Below are 23,819 nucleotides of genomic sequence, written 5' to 3' on the forward strand. Positions count from 1 at the left end.
CCCATGAAAGCAGTCCCCACCACCGGCCCCAGCCGCCGGAACTTCCTTTCCGTCACGGGCATCGGCGCCCTGGCTTTGTTCAGTGGCGGAGCCTTGGTTGGCTGCGGCCAGCGCACCACCAGTGTTGCCTCCAATGCCAGCGAAGCACTGCTCCCAACGCACATGCCCCTCAAAGCAGCCGCGGCGGACATTCCAGGAACGGCAGAGGGTGTGCCGTCGGCGTTCTACAAGTACCCGGCTCCGTTCCGGAGTGTGGAGAACGCACCGCTCAAGGGCGGCAAGGTCACCGCCATCACCAACCTGTTCGGAACTGCCCCCAACGCCCGTGCGGACAACCCGGCGTGGCAAGCCATCGAAGCCCGTCTGGGCGGCCAGGTGGAGATCACCTCGGTTTCCTCGGATGACTATGCCACCAAGTTCAACACGATCATTGCCGGTGGCGAGCTGCCGGACCTCATGCTCAACGACGGCGCGGCGGTGCCCAACATCGTGGAATTCCTGCAGGCCAAATGTGCTGACCTCACGCCGTTGCTGGGCGGGGACAAGATCAAGGAGTACCCCAACCTGGCGGCCATTCCGGAGGTGTTCTGGAAGCAGACAGTCCAGGCCGGCAAGCTCTACTCGCTGCCTATCCCACGCAACCTCACGGGCGGCTCGGGTTTTGTGAACCAGACCTTGCTGGAAAACGTGGGCATCACATCCACCGAGGACATCAAGGACAAGGACGATTTTTACCGGGTGGCCAAGGAGCTCACCAACCCGTCCAAGAACCAATGGGCCTTGGGCAGCACCAAGTTTGGACTCACCATGCTGCACCACATGTTCCGCACACCGAACGTCTGGAAGAACGACGGCGGCAAACTCACCAGGGCGTTCGAGACGGACGAATACATGGCCGCGATCGAGTTCGCAGCCAAGCTCTACAAGGACGGACTGTATGTGCCGGGTTCCGAGGGCTGGACCAAATCGCAGATGGTGAACTCCTTCATCTCCGGCAAGGTTGCCATGATTTACGACGGGCTTCCCGCGTACATCGGACCCACCGGGTACGGCCGCAGCATCCCTGCAGCGAACAAGGCCAACAAAGCTGTGCCGTTCATTCCCGTGGGCCACGACGGCGGGAAGGCACAGACATGGCTGGACAACATCACCTTCGCCACCGTCATGCTTAAGAAGGCAGATGAAGCCAAGCTCAAGGAAGTCCTGGCCGTGGCAAACTTCCTGGCTGCCCCGTTTGGCAGTGAGGAGTACCTGCTGCTGAACTATGGTGCAGAGGGAGCGGACTACACCTTGGATTCCAACGGGAACCCGGTAGTCACCGAGCGTGCGCTGCTGGACAACGCTGTGCCGTGGAAGTACCTCGCCGCTCCGCAGCAAGTGGTGTACGACCCCAGCAACAAGGACATTGTGGACGTCATGCACAATGCCTACTCCAAGCTCATTCCGCTGGGTGTCGAAGATCCATGCGGCACCCTGTTCAGCCCCACCAACGCCAGCAAGGGCGCCAAGCTGGGCCAGCCAGTCTCCGATGCCGCCACGGCAGTGATCGCAGGCCGTGGCACCATGGACGCACTCAAAAGCGCAGTGGCGGACTGGAAGAAGAATGGTGGAGACACCATTCGTGGCGAATACGAATCAGCGCTGGCCAAGTAGCCGGTCCGCAGAGACCCAAGGATCCGAATACCGTGACACAGACCGTGCCCAACCTGCCCAGCTACCCACGCCTGCCGTGGCTGCCCACTCCAGATCCCGTCCAGTCCCCGTTCACCGGATGGACGCGCGGCCATTGGGAAGCAACAGCTGACCACTGGCTGGAACACATCCGCGGCTATTCCAGCCCGCTCAAGGCCAGTCCACGCCTGCCGGGCCCTGTGACGCGTGACGGCGAGCGCCGGGAAGGCATGGAGACCATTGGCCGGAGTCTGCTGATGGCCGCGCCGCGGATTGCCGGGGCGCGTGGCGAGGACCGGCTTGGGCTGGCGGCCTGGTACCGGGAGGCGCTGCTGGCAGGGACTGATCCTGAAGGCGCGGAGCGCTGGCCGTTGGGTGTCACCTGCAAGTCTCCGCTGTTGGGGGTAACCAACTCGATCGTGGAGGCCGCGAACATTGCTTTCTCGCTTTTCGTTGGGCGTGAGTGGCTGTGGGAGCCGTTGACTGCGCCTGAGAAGAAGCAAGTTGCAGGCTGGTTGCGGCACCATGCCCGGCTTGAGGTGTGGGGCAATAACTGGCAGCTCTTTCCGGCGATGGCAGAGGGTTTCCTGCGTTCGGTGGGCGAGGACGTGTCCGGCTGCACGGGTGCGCGGAACGTGGCCCGGGTGGAGTCCTGGTACCTGGGGGACGGGTGGTATACGGATGGGCCGGAGCATTCCATCGATTACTACAATGCGTGGGCCATCCACCCTTATTTGTGGGCTTGGTACAAGATGACCGGCCGGGAGGGCACCCCTGATGGCCGCCGTCATCTGGAGCGCTTGCGTGAGTTCGTGGGCACGCAGAGCCTGATGTTCGCCAGCGATGGCGCAGCGCTGCACGTTGGGCGATCCCTGGCGTACCGCACTGCGGTCTTGGCGGCCCTGTGGTGTGCTGAGATCTCCGGGGTGAATCCGTTGACACCGGGTGCCACGCGGCGGCTGGCGTCAGGGGTGTTGGCGAACTTCACAGCCAGGGGCGTTGGTGTGGAGGGGCCGCCGAACCTTGGCTGGTATGACGAGCACATGGGTTCCTGCCAGGCGTACAGCGGTTTTGGTTCGCCGTATCTGGCGGGCATTGGATTCCTTGGTTTGGCGCTGCCGCCGGAGCACAGGGTGTGGCAGGACGCCGAAGAGGCCCAGCCCACCGATGGTCCGGGCGTGGTGCAGCCACTACCCGATGCCGGTTGGACCATGAGCACCGATGGCGGCCTGGTCCGCCTGACCAACCACGGCAGCGATCACTGCGGCCTGCCCGTGGGCGGCGGGACGGACCCCGACGATCCGCATTACGCCAAGTTCTCCTATTCGACGCACACGGCACCAGGTACGGGAGCTGCGTGGGAGGACAACATTGACGGTCACTTGGCGCTGTTGGGGTCCGACGGCGTGGCCAGCCGCCGCTGTGCCCTCCGAGGCACCCGCACGGACGGGCTCGTCAGCGGATCGGTACACATTCCGCAGTTATATGGGAAGACCTTGCCCGGCACGGCGGTGACCACCGTCTCTGCAGTGGATGGGATCTACGAGCTTCGCTGCCACTTGGTCCGCGGCCCCGTGGAGTACTCAGTCCGGGAGGGTGGCCATGCTGTGGCTGGGAACCACCCCGGGGAAGCGGGGCTGACCGGGGACACATCGTGGGTCAACAATGGTGACGTGTTCGCTGCCGTCACCGCCGTGCACGGCTGGGAGGTACCAGGGACCACCCGATACACGGATGCCAACGCCATGGGCAAGCACTCGACGGTCCCGAGCCTGAGCGCGCAGCGCCGCGGTGAGGAAACGGTGCATGTTGCCCTCCACGCGCTGACCAGGGGACCGGCTCCGGCGCCCGCAGAACTCAAATCAGCTGCCGCCGTCGTGGTCTCCGGTACGGAAGTCTCCGTCAGGTGGGCAAGCGGCACTTCGCAAACTTTTGACCTGCGGACGTTCGTGCCGTGGGACGGGCAGGTGGGGAAATGATGGAGCTCAAGTACGGTGCATCCCGGCTGGAACCACGCCAGGACGCCGCAATGCAGCGTTTCCGCGGCCATCGGGTGGGGCAGTTCATCCACTGGGGCCTGTACTCGCTCCCGGCGGGCCGGTGGGAAGGCAAGGACGTGGAGTTCGCGGCGGAGTTCCTGCCACGCGTCGCCAAGATTCCGCAGCAGCGGTGGGAAGCCCTTGCCAACGATTTCACGCTGGCCGATTTCGACGCCGGGCAATGGGCAGACACGGCCGTGGCTTTGGGTGCGCGCTACATGACCATCACCACCAAGCACCACGATGGCTTTTGCCTCTGGCCGAGTGCCCACACGGACTTCCACATGGGCAACACGCCGTCGGGCCGGGATGTCTTGGCCGAGCTCATTCAGGCCTACGAAGCCCGGGGCATCGACGTCAACTTTTACTACTCAGTGCTCGACTGGCGGCACCCTGACTGGCGCTTCACGCTGGAGAACGACGACGACCACGCGGCTTTTGCCCGCTACCTGGACTTCGCGATGAAGCAGTTGGAGGAACTCGCGGAACGTTATCCGAGTGTCAAGGGCTTCTGGTTCGATGGCACGTGGGACGAATCCGTCAAGGCCAACGGCCGGTGGACCTGGGAAGTTGAACGGATGCTGAAGGACCGGATTCCCGGCGTGGTGGTTAACAGCCGATTGCGTGCCGACGACATGGGAGCCAGGCATGTGGATACGAATGGCTTCCTGATGGGTGATTACGAAAGTGGCTACGAGCGGAGGTTGCCTGAGCCATGGGACCACGCCGTGGTTACCCGCGACTGGGAAGCGTGTATGACCATTCCGCAGGCAAGCTGGGGGTACCATCAGGGGCCCTGGGCGCAGTCGACACTGAAGCACCCATGGGATGTGGTGGATATGATCGCCCACTGCACGTCCCTTGGCGGTAATTTCCTGTTGAACTTCGGACCCCGGGGCGACGGCTCCATGGCTCCGGCAGAGGTAGAGATTGCCAGCAGGGTGGGGGAGTGGCTCGCCATCAACGGGGAAGCGATCCATGGCTGTGGCTTCGCTGAAGGCTGGGACTACCCGGGGTGGGGGTACTTCACCCGGTCTGGCACCGGCGAGGTGCATGCCATTGTGACCCGGGCGCCGGCATCCGGGCGGATCCGGCTGCAACTGCCCGCGGGACTGGAACTCGTGGGGCTGCGGTTGCTGGGCTTCGCCTCCGGTGAGTATCCGTCCAAGAGGCTGGCCGACTCCTTGTTCGAGGTGGATCTTGGAGCTGCCTCGGGCTCCGGGCCGCTCGTTTTCGCGGTGACAACGGGTGTCCGGACCGCGGTCGCGTCCCCAAGGGAACCCAATCCGGACGTGCTGGACTAGGGCTTATCGACGAGTTCGCGGGAACCATGCCAGTTCGCCGGGAAACTTCCGGCGAGTTGGCAGGCTTCCCGCGATTTGGCGGGCTTTCCTCGCGCCTACGCAGCGGCCAGCCGGGCCTTCTTCTTCAGGACCGAGTTCTTCCGGGTTGTGCGGAGCATGTCAATGGTGAGCAACACCAGAGCCAACCACACTACGCAGAAGCCGATCCAGCGGGCTGTGGTCATGGTCTCGTTGAACACTGTCAGCGCCACGATGAACTGAAGGACCGGGGCGAAGTACTGGAGCAGGCCGATGGTGGTCATGGGCAAGCGTCGTGCCGAGGCTCCGAAGAACAGCAGGGGAACAGCCGTGATGACGCCGGAAGCCACCAGCAGCCAGAAATGCCCGGCTCCCAACGTGGTGAGGGTCTCCGCGCCGGTCACACCCAGCACAACCATGGTGATCGCTGCGAAGGGAGCCAACACCACGGTCTCCACGCTGAGGCTGGTGAGGGCATCGACCTTGGGTCCCACGCGCTTCTTCACGAAACCGTACAGGCCAAAGCTGAAGGCCAGGATAAGGGCGATCCAGGGGAGTTGGCCGTAAGAGAAGGTCAGCACGCCCACTGCGACAAAGCCGATACCCACAGCGGCCCACTGCAGGGGGCGCAGCTTTTCCTTGAGAACAAAAACGCCCAGGAGAACAGAAACCAGAGGGTTGATGAAGTAACCCAAGGACGTCTCAACAGCATGGCCAGTAGTGACACCGAATGTGTAGGTGAGCCAATTGATGGCGATCAGCCCCGCAGCCAGGGCAAGGGGACCGAACACGGAACGATCCTTCACTGCGGTCCAGAACGTTTTCCAGGCCCTGGTGATGGTGATCAGCAGCGCGCAGAACAGCAGGGACCACACGATCCGGTTGGCCACGATCTCGATGGCACTGGCCGGCATCAGGACGAAGAAGTACAGCGGAAGCAGGCCCCACAGGCCGTAAGCACCAATGCCGAACAGGATCCCCGCGGTCGACTCGCTCCGCACCGGCTTGGCGGAACCGCCGGTGCCTTTCCTCCCGCCCCCGGCTACCGTCGTCGTGGGTTGCTTTGAAGGGGGGCCTGAGATGATCTGTTCCGGTGTCGACACATTGTCGGCAACACCATCCGTGGGCGCAATATTCCGCAATGTTTGGGAATTTCTGTGACTCCTGCCATATAAGCGGTCTGGCGTAGGGTCGACATCTAGAATTGGAATCTGCGCGCCCCAACAATGGCGTGGCTCACTGCTTCGGAAGGGCTTACGGTGTCCAACTCAGCCGCAACCACCCCCAAACGTCCACTTCGCGTTGCGATCATTGGCGCAGGTCCTGCAGGCGTGTACGCCGCGGACATCCTGACCAAATCCAATGAGGTCAAGGCCGGTGACGTGGAGGTCAGCATCGATCTCTTCGAGGCATACCCGGCGCCTTATGGCCTGATCCGCTATGGAGTGGCCCCCGATCACCCACGGATCAAGGGCATCGTGAACGCGCTGCACAAGGTGCTGGACCGCGGCGACATCCGCTTCCTGGGAAACGTGACCTATGGCCGCGACCTGACGCTCCACGATTTCCGCGCGTTCTACGACGCCGTGATCTTCTCCACCGGTGCCATCAAAGACGCCGCCCTGAACATCCCCGGAATCGAACTGGCCGGCTCGTTCGGCGGTGCCGATTTTGTGTCCTGGTACGACGGACACCCGGACGTTCCCCGCGAATGGCCCTTGGACGCCAAGGAGATCGCCGTCATTGGCAACGGAAACGTGGCCCTGGACGTCGCCCGCATGCTGGTCAAACACCCAGAAGAACTGCTGGTCACCGAGATTCCGGACAACGTCTATGCCGGGCTCAAGAAGTCCCCGGTCACCGACGTCCACGTTTTCGGCCGACGCGGCCCCGCCCAGGTGAAGTTCACCCCGCTGGAACTGCGCGAACTGTCCCACTGCAAGGACGTGGACATCGTGCTCTACCCGGAGGACTTCGAGTTCGACGAAGCCTCGGATGAGGCCATCAAAACCAACAACCAGATCAAGACCATGGTCAACACCATGACCAACTGGTTGGTGGAGGAGCACGCCGAGTCGGAGCAACCGTCCTCGCGGCGCCTGCACCTGCATTTTCTGCACAGCCCCGTGGAAATCCTCGACTCGCCGGAGACGCCCGGGAAAGTTTCCGGGATCAAGTTCGAGCGTATGGAGTTGGACGGAACAGGCAACGCCAAAGGCACCGGGGAATTCGTGGAGTACCCCGTCCAGTCCGTGTACCGCGCAATCGGCTACCACGGTTCGCCGTTGGAGGAGCTTGAGTTCGATGCCCGCCGCGGCGTCATCCCGAACGACGGCGGCCGCGTCCTGGATGCGGACGGAAACCACGTGCCAGGTATCTACGCCACTGGCTGGATCAAGCGCGGACCCGTTGGCCTGATCGGCCACACCAAAGGCGATGCCCTGGAGACCATCGGATTCCTCCTCGAAGACCGGCTCACCCTGCCTCCCGCCCGGAATCCGGATCCGCAGGCCATCATCGATCTCCTGGAGGAACGGGGCGTCGAATACACCACGTGGGAGGGCTGGAACCGGCTCGATGCCCACGAGGCCGCCCTGGGTGCAGCTTGGACTTCCGGCGAAGGTTCCAACGCCGAAGGGAACGGCGTGGTCCGCGAGCGCATTAAGGTTGTTCCGCGTGAAGAAATGATCCAGATCTCCCGCGGCTGACTGGTGGGTTTTTGCGCAGGTAATGCCCCTTAGACGGGGTCATGAGGGCTTCACCTGTACAAAAACTCCCGTCCTCGAACTAGACTTCACGGTACTGTGCCGCCCACCGCACGCGCAGCGCATCAGGGGAGTTCGATGAGGAATCCAATCCATCCACCGGTTCCGGGCAGCGATGCCGCGGAACTGGTTCAAAGGCGTGCCTTGGCTGGGCACGAGCGTTTGGAGACTCTGCGGCTGGGGATGCCCGAAGGTGAAGGCATTGTTGGCCTCCGCCGCCTGGTGCGTGAGTCCTGGCAGCGTTCGGCAAATCTGCACGCAAACCCAGACGTCGCCGAGGCGCCGCTTGCCTTGGACCGGGACGAGCTGGAGGAGTATCGCAGGCAACACCCGTTGGCTGCCATCATGCCGGTCATCAAGAAGCTCCTGGTTCAGCCCAGCCATGACAGCGGACTGTTGGTGGCCGTGGGCGACGACGTCGGGCGGCTCTTGTGGGTGGACGGCGATCCCGTGATGCAGCGCCGCGCTGAAGGCATGATGTTCGTTGCGGGAGCTGATTGGTCCGAAGCATCCGTGGGCACCAGTGCACCGGGTACGGCGCTGGCCCTTGACCGAAGCATCCAGATCTCCGGTGCGGAGCACTTCAAGCGCTCAGTTCACCCGTGGAGCTGTACTGCCGTTCCCTTCCACGATCCCGATTCCGGTGCCGTGCTGGGCGTCGTAGACATCACGGGCACGGAAACCGCGGTTGCCCCGCACACCCTTTCGTTGGTGGAGGCCACCGTCGCTGCGGCCCAGGCACAGCTACGTATTGAACGCCTGACGATGGCGGCCGCGGTCAGGGAGAAACCTCGACGCCGGAGCGCCGCCACCACCTCCGGGCAGGCCCTGTACCGGAACAGCCTCCAATTGTTGGGCCGGGACCAAGCTCTGCTCAGTATCGAAGGCCGGACTGTCTCGCTTTCCGCACGGCACAGCGAAATCCTGGCGATTCTCAGCAGCCAGCCCGAAGGGCTGAGCGCCGATGACCTCTGCGCCCAGCTCTATCCCGGCGACGGTTCCTCAGTGACTCTCCGCGCGGAAATGGTGCGGCTCCGTAAGGTCCTCCAGGAACTCAGCCCCGATGCTGTTCCCGAATCCCGTCCGTACCGTTTGCCTGTCGAGTTGCTCCCGGATTCCGGCCAGGTGCTCAATTGCCTGCAGCGTGGAGCACATCGCATCGCCCTGGAAATTTACAAAGGTGCCGTTCTTCCACGTTCGGAAGCGCCCGGCGTCGTGCAGTTGCGTGAACGGGTCGGGCACTTGCTGCGCGAGGCGCTGCTCACTGACGGCAGCGTCGATTCGCTGCTCAAGTACGCTGAGCTGCCCGAGGCGAAGTACGACGTCGACCTCCGCCTCGCTGTTCTGAGGCTGCTGCCGCCGCGCTCACCGAAGCGGGCCGCCGTCGTGGCTGATCTTGAACGGATCGAAACCGACCTCACTGCGTGAGCTGAATCACAAGGGTGCAACGTAGTTGCAACCTCCCCGCTCCTAGGCTCGAATCAATGGCGACAGCCACCGTGATTCGCAGCAAAGGAGCTAGCAATGACTGTTTACGCACAGCCGGGTGCCGAGGGTTCGAAGGTCACGTTCAAGGACCGCTACGAGAATTGGATCGGCGGCGAGTGGGTGGCCCCGGTGAAGGGCGCCTACTTTGAGAACATCACACCAGTGACGGGCAAGGCTTTCTGCGAAGTTGCCCGTGGCACGTCCGAGGACATTGAGCTTGCCCTCGACGCCGCCCACAAGGTTGCACCGTCCTGGGGGAAGACCTCAGCCACCGAACGCGCAGCCATCCTGAACAAGATCGCAGACCGCATTGACGACAATGTGGAGCTCCTGGCGGTAGCGGAGACCTGGGACAACGGCAAACCCGTCCGCGAAACGCTCAACGCAGACATCCCGCTGGCAGCAGATCACTTCCGCTACTTCGCTTCGGCAGTCCGCGCACAGGAAGGCCACCTCTCGCAGCTGGATGAGGACACCACCGCCTACCACTTCAAGGAGCCGTTGGGCGTTGTTGGCCAGATCATTCCTTGGAACTTCCCCATCCTCATGGCCGTCTGGAAGCTTGCCCCGGCGCTCGCAGCAGGCAACGCCGTAGTCCTCAAGCCCGCCGAGCAGACGCCCACGTCCATCCTGGTCCTCATGGAACTCATCGGTGACCTCCTCCCGGCCGGCGTGGTGAACGTCGTCAACGGCTTTGGTGTGGAAGCCGGCAAGCCGCTCGCTTCCAGCTCCCGGATCCGCAAGATCGCCTTCACGGGAGAAACCACCACTGGCCGTTTGATCAGCCAGTACGCGTCGAACAACCTCATTCCCGTCACGCTGGAACTGGGCGGCAAGAGCCCGAACATCTTCTTCGATGACGTCGCTGACCAGAATGACGCCTTCTACGACAAGGCCCAGGAAGGGTTCACGCTCTTTGCCTTCAACCAAGGCGAGGTCTGCACCTGCCCGTCCCGTGCCCTGGTCCAGGAGGGCATCTACGACTCCTTCATGACCGACGTCACGGCTAGGACCAACAAGATCATCCAGGGCAATCCGCTGGACACTGACACCCAGATCGGTGCCCAAGCATCCAACGACCAGCTGGAGAAGATCCTGTCCTACATCGACATCGGGAAGCAGGAAGGTGCCAAAATCCTCACAGGCGGTGCTCGCGCGGAACTTTCCGGCGACTTGGCTGGCGGCTACTACGTCCAACCCACCATTTTCGAAGGCCACAACCGGATGCGCATCTTCCAGGAGGAGATCTTCGGCCCGGTGGTGTCCGTGACCAAGTTCAGCGACTACAACGACGCAATCGGGATCGCCAACGACACCCTTTACGGGCTTGGCGCCGGCGTCTGGTCGCGCAACGGAAATGTCGCCTACCGCGCAGGCCGGGAGATCCAGGCTGGCCGCGTGTGGGTGAACAATTACCACGCCTACCCGGCAGGTGCCGCCTTCGGTGGCTACAAGTCCTCAGGTATTGGCCGTGAGAACCACGCCATGATGCTGGACCACTACCAGCAGACCAAGAACCTCCTGGTCAGCTACAACGAGAACAAGCTCGGCTTCTTCTAAACCCGTCCTGTTCATCGATCAAAGGAGATCGTCAATGACCACCATGCAAGCAGCAGTAGTTACGGAATTCGGAACCGACCTCAAGATCCAGGAAGTGGAACGGCCGACGCCGGGTCCCGGCCAGGCGCTGGTCCGCCTCATCACGTCGGGGGTATGCCATACCGATCTGCACGCCGCCGAAGGCGACTGGCCGGTCAAGCCGACGCCGCCGTTCATCCCCGGTCACGAGGGAGTCGGTGAAGTGGTGGCCCTTGGTGACGGTGTCACGGATGTGGCCGTGGGCGACCTCGTGGGAAACGCCTGGCTATGGTCGGCCTGTGGTGATTGCCAGTACTGCCGAACCGGCTGGGAAACGCTGTGCGAGTCCCAACAAAACGGTGGCTACAGCGTTGACGGCTCGTTCGGCGAGTACATGCTGGTGGATACCCGCTTCGCCGCGCGTATCCCGGAAGGCTCGGACCCGGTGGAAGTTGCGCCCGTGCTGTGTGCAGGGGTCACCGTCTACAAGGGCCTGAAGATGACTGAGGCCAGGCCGGGGCAGTGGGTCACCATCTCCGGAATCGGCGGTCTGGGACACATAGCAGTGCAGTATGCGGTGGCCATGGGTCTTCGCGTGGCTGCGGTGGACATTGCCGATGACAAGTTGGCCCTTGCCCGCGAACACGGTGCCGAGCTGACTGTGAACGCCCTGCACGAGGATCCGGCCGAGGTCATCCAGCGCGAAACGGGTGGCTGCCATGGTGTTCTGGTCACGGCAGTGCATCCCTCAGCATTCGGCCAGGCGATCGGCATGGCACGGCGCGGGGGAACGATCGTCTTCAACGGGCTGCCTCCGGGAGACTTCCCGGCGCCCATCTTCGAGATCGTGCTCAAAGGTCTCACGGTCAGGGGGTCGATCGTGGGCACCAGGCAGGACCTTGAAGAGGCACTGGAGTTCTATGCGCAGGGAAAGATCAAGCCAACGGTCTCTACCCGGGAGCTCTCGGAGGTCAATGCGGTGTTTGACGAGATGAAGCACGCCAAGATCGACGGCCGAGTGGTTCTGAAGTTCTGATGAATCCCAACGGCTTGGAAGCCGCAGTGACGCTGCCCGGAGAGGACTTCTCCCGGGTGGCGCTCACCGCGGTGTCCGTGGAACTGCTCCGCAAGCTCTGGGACCAGCACGGGCCTCTCATGTTCCATCAGTCAGGTGGCTGCTGCGATGGCTCCGCTCCCATGTGCTATCCGGCGGGGGAGTTCCTGACAGGTGACTCCGATGTGTTGCTCGGCCGATTCGATATTGGATCCAGCGCAGGGCCGCAGCCACTGGAGTTCTGGATGTCCAAGGAGCAGTTCAACTACTGGTCACACACCCATCTCACTGTGGACGTGGTCCCGGGCAGGGGCAGTGGCTTCTCGGTGGAATCGCCAGAAGGCAAGCGGTTCCTGATCCGCTCAACACTGATGGACTGGGACGTTCCCAGCGTCTGAGAGGTGTGACGGGGGCTACCTGTCCCCGTCACACCAGCAACACCAGTCACGGCGTTTTTGGGTTCGTCTCACTATCTGGGATAAATATGGCCGTCCATTGGTCGGACACTATTCTTGATGAGTCCTATACCACCCCCATCCAGAATGTGGCATTTTTATGAACATTTTCAGGACCAAGTCGATCGAGCAGTCGATCGCCGATGCCGACGAACCCGGTCGCAAGCTCAAGCGCAGCCTGAGCACCTGGGACCTCATGATCATGGGCGTCGCCGTTGCTGTCGGCGCCGGGATCTTCTCGGTGGGCGCCAAGGCTGCTGCAAACTTTGCCGGCCCCGCCGTCACCATCTCCTTTGCCATCGCCGCCATCACATGCGCGCTGGCCATCATGTGTTACGCAGAATTCGCCACGGCAATTCCTGTCGCAGGCTCCGCCTACGTGTTCACCTACGCCACCATGGGCGAGGTCCTCGCGTGGATCATTGGCTGGAACCTCATCCTTGAACTTTTCACCGCCGCTGCCGTGATCGCCAAGTACTGGGGCATCTACCTCAGTACGGTCTTTGGCCTGATGGGCGTGGACATGCCGCCGTCCATCAACGTGGGCGGGGTTGACCTTTACTGGGGCGCCTTCCTCATTGTCGCGATCTTTACCGTGCTGCTGGTGCTGGGGACAAAGTTGTCCGCCCGCGTCGGCAACGTCTTCACGCTGATCAAGATCGCAGTGGTGCTGTTCGTGATCGTTGTTGGCTTCAGCTACGTGAAGTTCTCCAACTACACACCCTTCGTTCCTGCTTCCGAGCCCACAGACTCCGGTGCGGCCGACGTCATGAAGCAGTCCTTCTTCGGCTTCCTGACCGGCGCCGCTCCGGCCCAGTACGGGACCCTGGGTGTCTTCGCAGGTGCAGCACTGGTGTTCTTCGCGTTCATCGGCTTTGACGTGGTGGCGACCTCCGCAGAAGAGGTGAAGAACCCGCAGAAGACACTTCCCCGCGGTATCTTCGGTGGCCTTGCAGTAGTTACGCTGCTCTACATCCTGGTTTCCCTGGCGTTGACCGGTATGGTCTCCTACACGCAGTTGGCCGAGGTCAAGAACCCCACCCTGACCACAGCCTTCGAGGCCGTGGGCAACACTGACGCAGCCAAGGTCATTGCCTTTGGCTCGCTGGTGGGCCTGACTACCGTGATCATGGTGCTGCTTATGGGCTTGTCCCGCGTGGTTCTGGCCATGAGCCGCGACGGACTCCTGCCGCGCTCGCTGTCCAAGACCAGCGAAAAGCGCTCCACGCCTGCCCGGCTCCAGATCATTTGTGGTGCTGCGGTTGCCCTGGTGGCCGGCCTGACCAACGTGGATCTCCTTGAGGAAATGATCAACATCGGCACGCTGTCCGCGTTCGTGATGGTGAGCCTGGGCATCCTGGTGCTGCGTAAGAAGCGCCCGGACCTCAAGCCTGCCTTCCGCGTTCCGTTCGGCAAGGTCCTGCCATGGGTCTCCGCGGTCCTCTGCCTCTACCTCATGACGAACCTGGCCGTGGAGACCTGGATCTTCTTCGCGATCTGGCTGGTCATCGGCATGATCATTTACGTCTCCTACGGCCAGCGCCATTCACGGCTCAACGAGAAGTTCGCTGCGGCGAAGAATGCCGTCACCGGTGATGCCCACAGCAAGCAGCCCAAGGGTGACGAGGACGAAGACACCTACACCAAGGTTTAGCCCCCGCAACAACTGCTTGTCTGACAGCTGCGGCTAAATAGATGTGAGGCGCCCGGGAACCACCATCGGTTTCCGGGCGCTTTTTGCATGTTCCGCCCGCCCCAGCCCCAGTCCAGTCAGGGTGCCGCATGCCCCCGGACCCACTCCACCAGGGGCCTCAGCACCTCCCAACGGGAAGCGATCTCATCCCTGGCCGAGGGATTGGACAACCACTCCGGCTGCCCCACCTCACTGCCCGCTGAGAGGGACTTGTGCTTGAGCAATTCCCCGCGCGGATGGTCCTTGTCGTAGCCCCTCGGAACGGTCTTGAGCTTCTCGCCCTCAATGGCGAAGCCCGCCGCCGCCACCGCGTCAACGATCTTCTGGAGTTCCTCCCCACTGGCAGGAGCATCCACAGCGGCACGGAAACGCGCCAGCTGCGCCGGAGTGTGCGAGTGGTAGCCGCCGCCGATCAGCAGCCCATCTGCGCTGATCTGGAGATAGAAGCCCACACCCTCTTGAGTGGCAGCGAAGGCGCCCTGCGCGGTCTTGTACGGTGACTTGTCCTGGGAGAACCGGATGTCCCTGTTGGGACGAAAGATCTTGGCTGGCCCGAACTGCGGCTCCAACTCTAAAAGGAGAGCGGTCAGCGGCTCTCTGACCTCGGCGTCGTAGGTTGTTTTATGTTCCAGCCACCACTCACGGTTGTTGTTCTCTTCAAGCTCGGCATAGAAACGGAATGCGGCAGCAGGGATGCCTTCGAATGTGCTCATAAAGGGATCCTATGGACGGCGGCACATCCGCAGCCATAGCCCGGGACCGCTATGTGGAAAAACAAAAAGAACACCCCGCCGCGGAGATCCGCAACGGGGTGTTCCTGGAAATGCAGTGGAGCAATGACGCTTAGAGCTTGTTGGCTGCTTCGGCGTCGGACTCGGTCTGGCCGGCGCCGAGGTTGGCGCGGAGCTTGGCGCCGAGGTCGGCATCAACGTTGGTCCAGTACTGGATAGCGCGTTCCTTGATGTCGGCGTGCTTTACGCCGCCCACAGCACCGGTGATGGTGTCAAGGAGGCGGGCCTTTGCGGCGTCGTCGTAGACCTCGCGGTACAACGTGCCAGCCTGGCCGAAGTCGTCGTCCTCAGCGTGAAGGGTGTGGGCGGAGAGGGTGAGCTCGCCGTCGTTCTCCCAGCCGCCGGCCGGTGAGGTGGGCTCAACAGCAGCCGGGCCACCTACCGAGTTCGGTGCGTACACCGGGGTGGAGGGGGAGTTGAACAGGAAACGACCCTGGCCGTCCTGGCTGTAGTTGTTGACCTGGTTCTTGGGCTGGTTCACCGGGATCTGAGCGTGGTTGGTGCCCACGCGGTAACGGTGTGCATCTGCGTAGGAGAAGATGCGGGCCTGTAGCATCTTGTCCGGGGAAGCGGCAATGCCCGGTACGAAGTTCGACGGCGCGAAGGTGGCCTGCTCGATCTGCGCGAAGTAGTTCTCCGGGTTCTTGTTCAGCTCCATGGTGCCCACGTGGATCAGCGGGTAGTCAGAGTGCGGCCACACCTTGGTGAGGTCGAACGGGTTGAAGCGGTACGTCTTGGCGTCCTCGTACGGCATGACCTGGACGTGCAGTTCCCAGGAGGGGAAGTTGCCATCGGCAATGTTCTCCTGGAGGTCGCGGATGTAGAAGTCCGCGTCCGAGCCAGCCAGTTCGGCAGCTTCGTCACCGGTGATGGTCTTGACGCCCTGGTTGGACTTGAAGTGGTACTTGACCCAGAAACGCTCGCCGGCGGCGTTGATCCACTGGTAGGTGTGCGAGCCGTAGCCCTGCATTTCACGCCAGGAAGCCGGGAGGCCACGGTCGCCCATGAGCCAGGTGACCTGGTGGGCGGACTCGGGGGAGAGGGTCCAGAAGTCCCACTGCATGTCAGCGTCACGCAGGTGGCTGCCCGGGAGGCGCTTCTGGGAGTGGATGAAGTCCGGGAACTTGATGCCGTCGCGGATGAAGAAGACGGGGGTGTTGTTGCCAACGAGGTCGTAGTTGCCCTCGGAGGTGTAGAACTTCACGGCGAAACCGCGGGGGTCACGCCAAGTGTCGGGAGAGCCGTTCTCGCCTGCAACGGAGGAGAAACGGATCAGCATGTCCGTCTCGGTACCCGGCTGGAGGAAAGCAGCCTTGGTGTAGGCCGAAACGTCCGAGGTGGTCTTGAACGTACCGAATGCGCCGCCACCCTTGGCGTGCACTACACGCTCCGGGACCCGCTCGCGGTTGAACTGCGCAAGCTTTTCCACCAGGTAGTGGTCGGTGAGGATGATGGCACCGTCAGCGCCGACGGACTTCGAGTGCGCGTCGGACGTAACGGGGGCACCTGACTGGGTTGTTGAAATGGCAGTCATTGTTCTCCTTTTTCTTATTTCTGAGTTACGGAAGTTACGGGAAGCTGTTGTTTGGACTGGCAGTCCTGGCAGATGCCCTGGTAAAGGACATCGGCGATCTGGATGGTCATGGGCTTTGAATTCTCATCCCAATGCGGAGTAAGGCACGGTGCGTGGCCCACGGCGCAATCCACGTCCTCCACCTTGCCGCAGCTGATACAGACGGCGTGGTGGTGGTTATCGCCTACCCGGGTTTCGTAAAGCGCCGGGGAGTGCGGGGGTTCAAAGCGGCGCAGCATCTGCAGATCCGTGAGGTCGCTGAGCACTACGTAAACGGACTGCGCCGTCAGTTCAGGAAGCTCTTTGCGGGCGGCGGCAAGAATGCCTTCCGCCGGGGAATGCGGATGGTGCTGGACCGCGGCCAGCACAGCCAGCCGCTGCTTGGTCACACGCCTGCCGTGGGCATGCAGGGCGGCGGCCCATTCTGCTTGCTCGGCTGTGTGATCTGTCATGCATTCATTGAAACACTTATTTTGAGGAGTTCACAATAAGGCAAGGCTAACTTCGGGTGAACGGAGCAGTGCCTCCAGCGGATTGACTTCTTCTGCCACGGATCGTCCCAGCGCATGGACCTTTAAGGGGACACCAAGTGACTCGGATTCCAACACAACACAGCTGAATCCACTGAGTCCGCCGGACAGCGGAAGCGCCCCCAAGGCCGATGCCATGGCCAAGAGCTCCGCCGGCTGAAGATCCTCGATGGACGCAGTGTGCCGGGCCGGCTCCATGACGGTGTGACGGGGGCCTGCATCGATCGTCCGCACCAGCGGATCGGATCCACTGACAGGCCCGACGACGGCACGCACCTGATCGGCAGAAGTCACCGGGGAGCGGTGTCCACCTCCCCGCAGCGCTTCACGGAGCGCGGCATCGGTACCGTCCAGCTCGTCGTCCGGCACCCCGGTCCGACGGTGGGCCGGAAGCGACAGCTGGAGTCCCGGCGTCGTGGTTTCTCCGTCCCACCGTCCAAACAGGTGGAACGTGGGGGTTGATGACTCAGCGACGGGTTCGCCCATGGCCGAGCCCAACGGGTGCCATTGGTGGGCGAACATGACGGCGCAGCGGGTGGCATCCAGAACCTCACGGAGGGCAGTGCGGACCAGGTTGTGACAGAAAAGCCAGTCGGCGGCCGAGGGGTGTGCGAACTCTGTAGAGGGATCCGAGAGCCTGATCAGGACGTGCCCGGCAGTCAGCGGATGGCGTGGACGGGCGATCTCCCAAAAGCCCGAACGGTACAGCAATCGTCGCGACAGTACCATGTCAACTCCTTCCCCCGGGTGAGCCTACCAAGCCGGCACGTGTGGCGGGAGGCTGCTGCAATGGTCGTTAAGGTAGGACGGTGGCGAAACTACTGGCAGACATCACCCCGCTGAAGGAGAGTCCCGCTTTCCGGCGGCTCTGGATGGGGGCATCGGTGGCCGCCATAGGTACCCAACTGACGCTGGTGGCCGTGAGCCTGGAGGTTTACAGGCTCACGCAGGAGAGCTTCTACGTGGGTCTTCTGGGGATCTTCGCGTTGGTTCCGCTGGTCATCGCGGGCCTTTACGGTGGTTCCATTTCCGATGCTTACGACCGCCGCAAAGTGGCCCTCATCGCCTCATTGGTCCTCTGGGCAACCACTGCGGGACTGGCACTGCAGGCGTGGTTGGAGATCGGAAACATCTGGATCCTGTACGCACTGGTGGCCATCCAGAGCGGCGCCCAAGGCATCAACGGACCAGCCCGCAGCGCCATCATCCCGCTTCTTGTTCGAAAGGACCTGCTGCCGGCGGCCAACGCCCTGAGCATGCTGACCTTCGGCCTGTCCATGACTGCCGGACCGCTGTTGGCCGGTGTGCTGGTAGCCACCATTGGCTTTGGCTGGACCTACACCATTGACGTCATCAGTTTTACGTTCGCACTCTGGGGCCTCTTCAGGCTTCCGCCATTGCCACCTTCCAAGGATGCTGTGCGGCCCGGACTGCGTTCCGTGGTTGAAGGTTTCCGGTTCCTGGGCACCCGGCCCAACGTCCGGATGACCTTCATCATCGACCTCATCGCCATGATCTGCGCGCAACCCCGTGCGCTCATGCCTGCCATTGGGGCGGTCATGATCGGCGGCGGCGAAACTACGGTGGGTGTTCTGCTCGCGTCCACGGCCGTGGGTGCTTTCCTCGCAGGCCTGTTCTCTGGACCGCTGGGGCGCGTACGCAAACAGGGCAGCGCCGTGGTGTGGTCCGTCGTTGGCTGGGGTGCCTCGATCGCCGGGTTCGGACTGGTGGTGCTGCTGGCCGGCGATGCCGGTCGCGATGGCGTCACGGCCTGGCTCATTCCTGCAGCCGTCTGCTGTGCGCTCGCGGGCATTTCCGACTCTGTCAGCGCCGTCTTCCGGACCACCATCCTCCAGGCGGCCACACCCGATCACCTGCGTGGGAGGCTGCAGGGCGTGTTCATCGTGGTGGTGGCGGGAGGGCCCCGTGTGGGTGACATGCTGGCCGGCGGTGTCACGCAGTTCCTCAGCGAAGGCGGTGTACTGCTCCTCGGCGGTCTCCTGTGCATTGTCCTGGCATGGCTGGCCTCGCGCATTCAGCCTGGTTTCGTCGCTTACGACGCCAAGCATCCGGTGCCCTAGCTCCGCTGGCCAGACGATGACCACAGCCAGTCACCCTGCCGCCAGCCACCCGGGCGACGTAGGCTGACAACGGAACACGGCGACCGGCGTCGGCGTTAATCCTGAGAGAACCCCTGCAAGTGCTGACGAAAGTGACCAGAGAAACCGTGCATAAACACAACAATGGACTCAAGACTGCCGCGCTCTTCGGTGTGCTGTGGGCGGTGTTGTTGGGTTTGGGTGCCATTATCGCGGCAGGGACGCGCAGCACGACGCCCATCTGGATCATGGCTCTTATCGGCGTTGGTACCACTGCCTACGGATACTGGAACAGCGACAAGATCGCCATTCGTTCCATGGCCGCATACCCAGTCACTGAGGCACAGGCTCCGCAGCTGTACCAGATCGTGAGGGAACTGTCAGTCCGTGCCAACAAGCCCATGCCGCGGATCTACCTTTCGCCCACCATGACTCCCAATGCCTTTGCCACCGGACGCAATCCCAAGAACGCCGCTGTGTGCTGCACTGAAGGTATCCTGCACCTTCTGGACGCACGCGAACTCAGAGGCGTGCTGGGGCATGAATTAATGCACGTGTACAACCGAGACATCCTGACCTCATCCGTAGCCGCTGCCGTGGCCGGTGTTATTACCTCGGTGGGTCAGATGCTGCTGATTTTTGGCAGCGGCGACCGGCGCAACGCCAACCCGCTGGCTACCATTGCCATGGCCCTGCTCGCGCCCTTCGCAGCCTCACTGATCCAAATGGCCATCTCCCGCACACGTGAGTACGACGCCGATGAAGACGGCGCCGAGCTCACTGGCGATCCTCTGGCACTCGCCTCAGCCCTGCGCAAGATTGAGTCCGGCGTCAGCCAGTTGCCCCTTCCCCAGGACCAAAAGCTGGTCAACGCCTCACATCTGATGATTGCCAACCCGTTCCGAGGCGGCGGTATGCGGCGCATGTTCTCCACGCACCCGCCCATGAAGGAACGGATCAGCCGGCTGGAACGAATGGCCGGACGCCCACTTTCATAGAGACAGAAACGCGTTGTGAACCCGCTGCGGGATTAGGAGAACAGGCCCTCGCCGATATATCCGCCCGCTTTGACGCCGGGAGGCACAGCGAATAGACCGGAGCCTGTGTGCTTCAGGTACTCCACGGACAGGGTGTCGCCCTTGGCCAAGGCCAGCTGCATAGGCACGTAGTGGGTCCGGGGATCCTTGACGAACGCGATGAAGAACAGTCCGGCGTCGAGGTGACCCAGGCCGTCCGAACCGTCGGTGAAGTTGTAGCCGCGGCGCAGCATTCTCACGCCGGCGTTCTGGTCCGGGTGTGCAAGGCGGACATGCGAATCGAGGGGAATGAGGGGCTCGTCGTCACGTCCCTTGATCCCGAAGTCCGGAGCGGTGAACTCATCTCCGCCTGACAGGGGAGCGCCCACGCCCTTGGTGCGGCCGATCAGCCCTTCCTGTTCACGCAGGGAAGTCCGGTCCCAGATTTCGATGTGCATTTGGATCCGGCGGGCCACCAGGTAGCTGCCCCCGCTCATCCACTGCTCACCTGGCCGCGAGCTGGACGGCACCCACACGTGCTCATCCAGCAGCGTGTTGTCTTCGACCTTGAGGTTGTTGGTGCCGTCCTTGAAACCAAAGAGGTTCCGCGGTGTCACCTGTGCCCTGGACGTGGAGGAAGTACGGCCAAAGCCCAATTGCGACCAACGCACACGGACTTTCCCAAAACCGATCCTGGCGAGGTTGCGGATGGCATGGACGGCAACCTGGGGGTCATCGGCGCAGGCCTGGATCACAATGTCACCACCCGTGCGGCCCGGCTGAAGGTCATCCCCGGGGAAATGGGGGAGATCGATCAAGGCCTCAGGCCGGCGTCCGTCCAGCCCAAAACGCGCCTTGCCATCCTCCTCAAACAGCCCGGCACCGAAACCGAAGGTCAGGGTGAGCTTGGCGGCCGGCAGGTCCAGTGCTTCGCCGGTGTCTTCCGGCGGTGCATCGTAGGGCCCATCGACGGCGCCCGTCTTGCCCGTGGGAATACCGGTTGTCATGGCCTCGGCCGCGGCAGTCCAGTCTTTGAGGAGCTTGATGAGGTCCTTGCGGTCCTCGGTGGTGACGTCGAACGCGGCCATGTGCAGGCGGTCCTGGGCGGGCGTGGTGATACCCGCCTGGTGGTCGCCGAAGAACGGGACCACAGCCTCTCCGGCCTTGGTGTCCGAGGCTGAAGCGTTGGCAGCCGTCAAAGCATCGTGCCCCAGGAACCCGGCGGCCAAGCCGGCAACGGCCCCGGCGCCGCCCACCCCCGCGAGAGAGAGCAGGCCGCGTCGGGACATACGTGAGGTACTGGCCGCAGCGGTAGCTGCTGAACCGGCGTCGGACGCTTCCTGGGACGTCAGCCCGGCGGAAGTCTCGACGCCGGCTGACGCGCCGGAGTGTCCGACGACGGATCCCTCACCGGTGCGGTTGGCGTCGGGGCTTTCGCCAGTGTGCCCGAAGGGGCAGCCGGTCACAACACCACAGCTGCGGTGAGCTTGGAGAGGGGCTCACCCAGCGAATCGACCAAGGCGGCGAGCTGCTGGACCTGGTCCTGGCTCAGCTCGTTGTAGTACGCGAAGCCATCGCCCTTGGCGTGCTTCTTGAGTTCGGCCTGCAGGGCGGCGAATTTCTCGTCCAAGGACTTTGCCAGCTCCGCATCCTTCTGCTCAAGAGCAGGCTTCAGGCTTTCGAAGGCGATGCGCGCACCGTCCACGTTGGCTTGGAAATCCCAAAGGTCGGTGTGGGACCAGATCTCCTCTTCGCCGGTGACCTTGCCGGTGGCCACTTCATCAAGAAGTTCCTTGGCGCCGTTGCCGAGCTTGTCCGGGGTGAGCTGGACGGTGCGGGTGCGGGTGACGAGGTCCTCGGTGTCAGCCACCAATTGTGTGGAAATCGCCGTACGCTCCGCGGCAGTCATGGCTGTGTAGTCTGCCGGCGGGAAGAGGTCCTTCTCAGCGCGGTGCCAGCCGGTCCATTCCTGTCCCGGCTCAAGGTCGGCCTCACGGGCATCGAGCTTGGGATCGAGGTCGCCGAATGACTCGGCCACGGGTTCGATCCGCTCCCAGTGCATGCGGGTGGACGCGTAGAGGTCCTTGGCCTTGGCGGCGTCACCTGCGGCGAAAGCCTCGGCAAAGGCCTTGGTGCCCACAATGAGCTGTTCGGTCTGGTCCTTGACGTAGGCCATGTACTGCGCGGATCCGGTGTCAAGGAGTTCCTGGAAGCCGGCGTCCACGCTGGGCTTGTTTCCGGACTCAGTGACCTCGAAGGAGGCGCGGATGCCTTCGCCCTGCATGCCAGGCTTGCATGCGGTGTTGTACTTGCCCGCAGGCGCAGTAACCACCAGGTTGCGGGTGATTCCGGGGCCGATGTTCTCTACTTCGCCAATGATCCGCAAGCCGTCGTCGGCCAGCAGGTAGAACTCGGTGACCTCGGTACCTTCGTTCTTCACGTTGAAGGTCAGGTTGCCGCTGGGGGCAGTGCTGGTGGAGACCTTGCACTCGTTGGCGGTGCTGCTGACCTGGATGGGACCATCCGTTGCGCCCGTGGTCTTGGTGTTGTCAGTGCAACCGGAAAGCACCAGCGGTACGGCTGCGGCTGCCCCGATGACGGCGAGCGTCCTGCGAAGTTTCGGGGAAGAGGAGGCGGGCAGGAACATGGGTGTGTCCTTTGTGTTGGGGGCGGGCGTCAGGGCGGGGACTACGGGTGGGCCGTGACGGCGGGGGTGGAAGTCTTGCTGGAAGCCTGGGGTGGAGCCGAACGGTTGGCCCGGATGTAAAGGAACAGCACCGGAATCACGTACAACAGCCATGCAGCGGCTTCGAGCCAGGTGGTGGCGGGGGAGAAGTTCAGCGTGCCCTTCAGCAGGGTTCCGTACCAGGACGACGGCGGGATGGCAGCTGAGACGTCGAAGGCCAGGTTGTTCAGGCCCGGCAGGATGCCCGCCTCCTGGAGATCGTGGATTCCGTAGGCCAGGACGCCACCGGCAATGATGATGAGCCCCACCCCGGTCCACGTGAAGAAGCGGCCGAGGTTCACCTTCAGCACACCCCGGTGGAGCAGATAACCCAGGCCGGCAGCTGTCAGCAGACCGAGCAATGCCCCGAGCAGCGGCAGGGTGGTTTCGCCGGTTGCCTGGGCCGCGGCCCAGATGAAGAGGGCAGTTTCGAGGCCTTCGCGTCCCACTGCCAGTGCCGCAACCACCACGAGGCCCCACGCGGCGCCGTCAGCTGCTTTATCCACCTGCGATCGGAGTTCGCCGCCGAGGCTGCGCGCCGTGCGGGCCATCCAGAAGACCATCCAGGTCACCAGCGCGACCGCCACGATGGACAGGCCTCCGCCGATCGCTTCCTGGGCCTCGAACGTGAGGCCGCGTGGGCCGAAGGTCAGCAGAGCGCCGAAGCCAAGAGAAATGGCGATTGCGAGGCCTACGCCCATCCAGACACGGGAGATCAGATGCCGCCGGCCGGTCTTGATGAGGTATGCCATCAGGAGGACCACGATGAGTGAGGCCTCAAGGCCTTCGCGCAGGCCGATCAGGTAATTGGCGGTCATGGAAGTTCTTTCACTAAGGGGAACCGTACTTAGGTTCGCCTAAGGAAGAAGGATACTGTGACTTGACTATTACGCAAACTAATCGTGTGCTAATGCGCTGGCTCATTACGACAGTCGGTGTAGTTTTTGGGCAGCAAAAAGCCGGGACACGGCGCCCTGATGAGCGTGCGTCCCGGCTTTGAGGCCGGTGGTTGCCTCGGTG

Annotated in this window: 20 protein-coding genes; 12 read left to right on the forward strand and 8 right to left on the reverse strand. The window is 62.8% G+C overall.

Features of this window, described 5'->3' with window-relative positions:
* The first annotated feature begins 3 nt into the window (after nt 1-3).
* From BLW08_RS16800 to BLW08_RS16810, 3 genes are read left to right on the forward strand one after another with little or no spacing between them, the layout of a single operon-like run.
* Entirely contained in the window at nt 4-1,653 is a 1,650-nt protein-coding gene (locus BLW08_RS16800; RefSeq protein ID WP_090817271.1) for an extracellular solute-binding protein, read from the forward strand.
* A gap of 32 nt (nt 1,654-1,685) precedes the next feature.
* Nucleotides 1,686-3,650, forward strand: coding sequence for a DUF2264 domain-containing protein (locus BLW08_RS16805; protein WP_254779934.1), 1,965 nt, complete (start codon nt 1,686-1,688; stop codon nt 3,648-3,650).
* Complete coding sequence (locus BLW08_RS16810; protein ID WP_254779935.1) at nt 3,647-5,014, forward strand: alpha-L-fucosidase; 1,368 nt, start codon at nt 3,647-3,649, stop codon at nt 5,012-5,014. The genes BLW08_RS16805 and BLW08_RS16810 overlap by 4 nt, the downstream gene beginning before the upstream one ends.
* Before the next feature lie 95 nt (nt 5,015-5,109).
* Here the strand turns inward: BLW08_RS16810 and rarD are convergent, their stop codons facing one another.
* Nucleotides 5,110-6,174, reverse strand: a complete 1,065-nt coding sequence (rarD, locus tag BLW08_RS16815; RefSeq protein ID WP_091326546.1) for an EamA family transporter RarD — start codon at nt 6,172-6,174, stop codon at nt 5,110-5,112.
* Between the two features lie 117 nt (nt 6,175-6,291).
* Between rarD and BLW08_RS16820 the strand changes: the two genes are divergently transcribed.
* The 6 genes from BLW08_RS16820 to BLW08_RS16845 all read left to right on the forward strand — a co-directional run bounded on the left by BLW08_RS16820 (nt 6,292) and on the right by BLW08_RS16845 (nt 14,026).
* On the forward strand, nt 6,292-7,740 hold the full coding sequence (locus BLW08_RS16820) for an FAD-dependent oxidoreductase (RefSeq protein WP_091326643.1): 1,449 nt from the start codon (nt 6,292-6,294) through the stop codon (nt 7,738-7,740).
* A gap of 135 nt (nt 7,741-7,875) precedes the next feature.
* Nucleotides 7,876-9,225 (forward strand): GAF domain-containing protein, encoded by a 1,350-nt coding sequence (locus tag BLW08_RS16825; protein ID WP_090817280.1) that lies wholly within the window; start codon nt 7,876-7,878, stop codon nt 9,223-9,225.
* Between the two features lie 96 nt (nt 9,226-9,321).
* Nucleotides 9,322-10,845 carry an acetaldehyde dehydrogenase ExaC gene (locus tag BLW08_RS16830; protein WP_091326548.1) on the forward strand — a complete coding sequence of 508 codons (1,524 nt, stop codon included), beginning with the start codon at nt 9,322-9,324 and terminating at the stop codon, nt 10,843-10,845.
* A 43-nt stretch (nt 10,846-10,888) separates the two neighbouring features.
* A complete protein-coding gene (gene adhP, locus BLW08_RS16835) occupies nt 10,889-11,899 on the forward strand; it encodes an alcohol dehydrogenase AdhP (protein ID WP_090819052.1) in 1,011 nt (336 codons plus the stop codon).
* Nucleotides 11,899-12,315 (forward strand): DUF779 domain-containing protein, encoded by a 417-nt coding sequence (locus BLW08_RS16840; protein WP_090817285.1) that lies wholly within the window; start codon nt 11,899-11,901, stop codon nt 12,313-12,315. The genes adhP and BLW08_RS16840 overlap by 1 nt, the downstream gene beginning before the upstream one ends.
* Nucleotides 12,316-12,472: 157 nt before the next feature.
* The gene (locus tag BLW08_RS16845) at nt 12,473-14,026 is read left to right on the forward strand and encodes an APC family permease (protein WP_090817288.1); all 1,554 of its coding nucleotides are present in this window, start codon (nt 12,473-12,475) and stop codon (nt 14,024-14,026) included.
* 116 nt (nt 14,027-14,142) lie between these two features.
* Here the strand turns inward: BLW08_RS16845 and BLW08_RS16850 are convergent, their stop codons facing one another.
* Nucleotides 14,143-14,778, reverse strand: coding sequence for a DUF2461 domain-containing protein (locus tag BLW08_RS16850; RefSeq protein ID WP_091326550.1), 636 nt, complete (start codon nt 14,776-14,778; stop codon nt 14,143-14,145).
* Nucleotides 14,779-14,789: 11 nt separating this feature from the next.
* Between BLW08_RS16850 and BLW08_RS24290 the strand changes: the two genes are divergently transcribed.
* Nucleotides 14,790-14,912, forward strand: a complete 123-nt coding sequence (locus BLW08_RS24290; protein ID WP_256212521.1) for a hypothetical protein — start codon at nt 14,790-14,792, stop codon at nt 14,910-14,912.
* Here BLW08_RS24290 and BLW08_RS16855 read toward each other — a convergent pair.
* From BLW08_RS16855 to BLW08_RS16865, 3 genes are read right to left on the reverse strand one after another with little or no spacing between them, the layout of a single operon-like run.
* Nucleotides 14,909-16,390, reverse strand: a complete 1,482-nt coding sequence (locus BLW08_RS16855; protein ID WP_090817294.1) for a catalase — start codon at nt 16,388-16,390, stop codon at nt 14,909-14,911. The genes BLW08_RS24290 and BLW08_RS16855 overlap by 4 nt on opposite strands.
* 14 nt (nt 16,391-16,404) lie before the next feature.
* Nucleotides 16,405-16,881 (reverse strand): Fur family transcriptional regulator, encoded by a 477-nt coding sequence (locus BLW08_RS16860; protein WP_017199873.1) that lies wholly within the window; start codon nt 16,879-16,881, stop codon nt 16,405-16,407.
* A gap of 30 nt (nt 16,882-16,911) precedes the next feature.
* Complete coding sequence (locus tag BLW08_RS16865; protein ID WP_091326551.1) at nt 16,912-17,688, reverse strand: hypothetical protein; 777 nt, start codon at nt 17,686-17,688, stop codon at nt 16,912-16,914.
* An 80-nt stretch (nt 17,689-17,768) separates the two neighbouring features.
* On the opposite strand from BLW08_RS16865, the gene BLW08_RS16870 reads away from it, so the two are divergent.
* A complete protein-coding gene (locus BLW08_RS16870; RefSeq protein ID WP_090817300.1) occupies nt 17,769-19,040 on the forward strand; it encodes an MFS transporter in 1,272 nt (423 codons plus the stop codon).
* A 146-nt stretch (nt 19,041-19,186) separates the two neighbouring features.
* Nucleotides 19,187-20,056, forward strand: a complete 870-nt coding sequence (gene htpX / locus BLW08_RS16875) for a zinc metalloprotease HtpX (RefSeq protein WP_090819055.1) — start codon at nt 19,187-19,189, stop codon at nt 20,054-20,056.
* A gap of 32 nt (nt 20,057-20,088) precedes the next feature.
* Here the strand turns inward: htpX and efeB are convergent, their stop codons facing one another.
* From efeB to efeU, 3 genes are read right to left on the reverse strand one after another with little or no spacing between them, the layout of a single operon-like run.
* A complete protein-coding gene (efeB, locus tag BLW08_RS16880; RefSeq protein ID WP_090817303.1) occupies nt 20,089-21,540 on the reverse strand; it encodes an iron uptake transporter deferrochelatase/peroxidase subunit in 1,452 nt (483 codons plus the stop codon).
* Complete coding sequence (gene efeO, locus BLW08_RS16885) at nt 21,537-22,715, reverse strand: iron uptake system protein EfeO (protein WP_091326646.1); 1,179 nt, start codon at nt 22,713-22,715, stop codon at nt 21,537-21,539. The genes efeB and efeO overlap by 4 nt, the downstream gene beginning before the upstream one ends.
* Before the next feature lie 47 nt (nt 22,716-22,762).
* Nucleotides 22,763-23,617 carry an iron uptake transporter permease EfeU gene (gene efeU, locus BLW08_RS16890; protein ID WP_091326553.1) on the reverse strand — a complete coding sequence of 285 codons (855 nt, stop codon included), beginning with the start codon at nt 23,615-23,617 and terminating at the stop codon, nt 22,763-22,765.
* Nucleotides 23,618-23,819: the final 202 nt, after the last annotated feature.

Source organism: Arthrobacter sp. cf158 (genome assembly GCF_900106835.1).
Taxonomy (GTDB): Bacteria; Actinomycetota; Actinomycetes; order Actinomycetales; family Micrococcaceae; genus Arthrobacter.

What these genes read in the sequence shown, in the direction of transcription:
- BLW08_RS16800 (WP_090817271.1), top strand. Translation starts at nt 4, where the DNA reads ATGAAAGCAGTCCCCACCACCGGCCCCAGCCGCCGGAACTTCCTTTCC.
- BLW08_RS16810 (WP_254779935.1), top strand. Translation starts at nt 3,647, where the DNA reads ATGATGGAGCTCAAGTACGGTGCATCCCGGCTGGAACCACGCCAGGAC.
- BLW08_RS16825 (WP_090817280.1), top strand. Translation starts at nt 7,876, where the DNA reads ATGAGGAATCCAATCCATCCACCGGTTCCGGGCAGCGATGCCGCGGAA.
- BLW08_RS16830 (WP_091326548.1), top strand. Translation starts at nt 9,322, where the DNA reads ATGACTGTTTACGCACAGCCGGGTGCCGAGGGTTCGAAGGTCACGTTC.
- adhP (WP_090819052.1), top strand. Translation starts at nt 10,889, where the DNA reads ATGCAAGCAGCAGTAGTTACGGAATTCGGAACCGACCTCAAGATCCAG.
- BLW08_RS16840 (WP_090817285.1), top strand. Translation starts at nt 11,899, where the DNA reads ATGAATCCCAACGGCTTGGAAGCCGCAGTGACGCTGCCCGGAGAGGAC.
- BLW08_RS16845 (WP_090817288.1), top strand. Translation starts at nt 12,473, where the DNA reads ATGAACATTTTCAGGACCAAGTCGATCGAGCAGTCGATCGCCGATGCC.
- BLW08_RS16850 (WP_091326550.1), bottom strand. Translation starts at nt 14,778, where the DNA reads ATGAGCACATTCGAAGGCATCCCTGCTGCCGCATTCCGTTTCTATGCC.
- BLW08_RS24290 (WP_256212521.1), top strand. Translation starts at nt 14,790, where the DNA reads ATGGACGGCGGCACATCCGCAGCCATAGCCCGGGACCGCTATGTGGAA.
- BLW08_RS16855 (WP_090817294.1), bottom strand. Translation starts at nt 16,390, where the DNA reads ATGACTGCCATTTCAACAACCCAGTCAGGTGCCCCCGTTACGTCCGAC.
- BLW08_RS16860 (WP_017199873.1), bottom strand. Translation starts at nt 16,881, where the DNA reads ATGACAGATCACACAGCCGAGCAAGCAGAATGGGCCGCCGCCCTGCAT.
- BLW08_RS16865 (WP_091326551.1), bottom strand. Translation starts at nt 17,688, where the DNA reads ATGGTACTGTCGCGACGATTGCTGTACCGTTCGGGCTTTTGGGAGATC.
- efeU (WP_091326553.1), bottom strand. Translation starts at nt 23,617, where the DNA reads ATGACCGCCAATTACCTGATCGGCCTGCGCGAAGGCCTTGAGGCCTCA.